At 41.0% G+C, this 2,733-nt stretch carries 2 protein-coding genes; one reads left to right on the top strand and one right to left on the bottom strand.

Annotation, left to right across the window (positions count from 1 at the left end; genetic code table 11):
* Window positions 1–33: 33 nt before the first annotated feature.
* Window positions 34–687 carry a LysR substrate-binding domain-containing protein gene (locus FD47_RS14135; RefSeq protein ID WP_156404165.1) on the top strand — a complete coding sequence of 218 codons (654 nt, stop codon included), beginning with the start codon at window positions 34–36 and terminating at the stop codon, window positions 685–687.
* 5 nt (window positions 688–692) lie between these two features.
* Here FD47_RS14135 and FD47_RS14130 read toward each other — a convergent pair whose 3' ends face one another.
* Window positions 693–2,507: an FAD-binding protein gene (locus tag FD47_RS14130; protein WP_054736691.1), complete on the bottom strand. Its 1,815-nt coding sequence runs from the start codon at window positions 2,505–2,507 to the stop codon at window positions 693–695.
* Window positions 2,508–2,733 lie beyond the last annotated feature (226 nt).

Below are 2,733 nucleotides of genomic sequence, written 5' to 3'. Positions count from 1 at the left end.
TAGTGTTGCACTTGATTTGACAATTGAGGGAATATAAAAAGTCTTAATTACGATGTCGACCACGCAAATGATAAAAAAATTCGGATCGCCTTTTCAGGTATAGCTGGTAACTTCTACATGCCGGACCTCGTTTTACAATTTTACCGTGCTGGAATCTCATCAATGTTAAATCCAACATTTGTTCCGTCATCATCAGCACTCGAATACCTTTCAGCTGGAAAAGTTGATGTGGCTGTCTATTCATGGAATGTGCCGTTTAACGACCCAAAATATTTTCTAAGAACACTACAAATCACGGACTTTGTTCTCATTGTTAAATCCGATAGTCCATTAGCTAACGAAGACAACATTTCGATTAACCGTCTACGCGATTTGGAATTTATTGCAAGAGACCATAAATACCTAACGACAGAGGCACTTATGGAAACATGCCGTACTGAAGACTTCCAACCCAACATTATCTACATGGCCAACACACTTGAACTAATGATTAGTCTTGTTCAGCGAGGCATGGGCGTCGCATTTATTCCTGAAAGCCGCATTAAGGGTATTTCTGGAATTGCCATTATTCATTTTAATGAGTCACAGCGTATGCATTCATATTCTCAGATTGCCATGCGTAAAAGCTTCATCCCAAATAAATACCAGCGTAAGGGTATTGATATCCTCAGTAATTTCAGAAAATAGTTAGCTTACTTAGTCGCACTCTTAATCGCATTCTCCACTGCCTCTTTCAATGCCCGGTTTGTAGATGATGCGCCCGAAATAATATCCACATCCGTGGTGTTCGCTTCAACAAACTTAGACGGCATTTCTTTAATGGCAACAGCACCGATTCCCTCAGTCTCATGGCTTTCAAGGACTTCAACGTTTTTGATGATCTCATCTTTATATGTGACACGAACAACAATCTTGCCACCAATTCCGGCTTCAGTAGTTCCAACGTATTGGTCGGGTCCTAATTTGATGTTATCGATTCTTTCGCCATCAACTAAATCATTAATTGACTGAAGTGGTTTCTCGATTTCAACTGATTGATCATTCTTTTGTTTTGCCGCATTTTCACCGGCAATCTTACCGAAAATAAGGCATTCTGCTAAATTACCGCCACCTTGATAACGATTCGTACAGATTCCGCCAAGTTCACCCGCACCGTATAAATGCGAAATTGGTTCGCCATTAACACTTAAAATTTCAGCATTTTCATTTCGTTCTGGGCCACCTTGGGTATTCAGTACAGCTGGTGCTAACTTAATGGCGTAAACTTTTCCGTTATCAAATGCGTCCATTGATGTAGCTGCACGGTCAAATGCCAAATCCTCACCACTCTTAGCGAACTCATTGAATTGTGCAATTGTTTTCGTTAAGTTCTCAGCTGGAACAGCGACTTTTGTTGCCAATTCAGCTAATGAGTCTGCAGAAACCGTCTTGTCTAAAAATGGAATATATCTTAGCTGGCCATTTTGCTTCTTTTCTTCTACAAATTTGTCATATTGTTTCTGATCAAATACCAGCCAGGCATTGTCGTAGGCGTGTGGCAAAATATACTCGCCGTGTTCGTAAATGTGACCATGACGGAACTTGGCATCTTCCTTCATGAACCGGGTTCCGTCATCAGCTATCGCAACAATTGATCCGTTGTACAGCTTAGTCCAGTGACCAATTTGTCGACCTTGAACACCATCTTCTTCAGCAAACGTGTAACTTGGCACGACTCCCAATGATTCATAGTTACCGAGATGCCACATCTTTGAGCCAACTTCTTGCGCCATTGAAATCCCGTCACCCTTGTTGTACAGCGTGCCAAATGGTGTCAGTTTGTGAATGTGGAGGTAGTCTTGCTGCATTTGGTGGTTATTTTCAAAACCACCCGTTGCAAGAACGACCCCGTTTTTAGCGTGAATGTAATATTTTTCGTGGTTTCGCTCAACAACGACCCCCGTTACTTCCCCACTCTCATTATTTTGAATTAAGTTGCATGCCTTCGACTTTAGCCAAACATCAATGTTCTCGCTGCGGTCCAAAACTGTTTTCCGAATTGTCTTCCATAGTCCAGCATCGAAATCTTGATTGTGGACTAGGGCAAAATCAAATGTATCGCTGCCTTCATATTCTGGGTACTCGGCCATGTGTTCCTTCTTATCAAGCTTGTCTCCAGCTTTGACATCGCGTGACCAAACAAAGGCGTCAATCCCAAAGTACTTTTTGAAATAGTCCGGCATATCCACAAAACCATCTAAGTATGTATCCAATGTCTTTTGGTTAATTGAAAGTGGTTCTGTTAAATGGGCGTAGTAGTCGCCAATTTTTTTGCGATCAGTTGCCATCGCAACGTGTTGTGCAGAGTAACGGGTATTTCCACCTTCGTGACCAAATGGTGCAGCATCAACAACTAGCACCTTTGCCCCGTTATCAGCGGCAAACCGTGCGGCGGTTCCACCGGCGCCCCCAAATCCTAATACAACAACGTCATAATCAGCGTTCCAGTTAATATTGGTTTCCTTCATTACGTTTACCCCTTTTAATATTTTTAAGAAATGTAATCGCTTTCTAAAGTCTCCAAATTATCCGAATTTTAAAAAACAAATTGCTCCTTCAGCTTGTTTGAAATAAATTCACATGACAATTTAAAGCAACATTTCCATTTCTCGTGGTTTCGCTGGTTAATATAACTTAAATTAAGTTAACTGTCAATTTGAATTGGCAAATTCTATAATTAATCCGAACAGAAAT

Source organism: Lentilactobacillus parafarraginis DSM 18390 = JCM 14109 (assembly GCF_001435895.1).
GTDB lineage: Bacteria > Bacillota > Bacilli > Lactobacillales > Lactobacillaceae > Lentilactobacillus > Lentilactobacillus parafarraginis.
The sequence above is the reverse complement of the archived record's forward strand: the minus strand, read 5'-3'. Positions and strand labels throughout refer to the sequence as shown.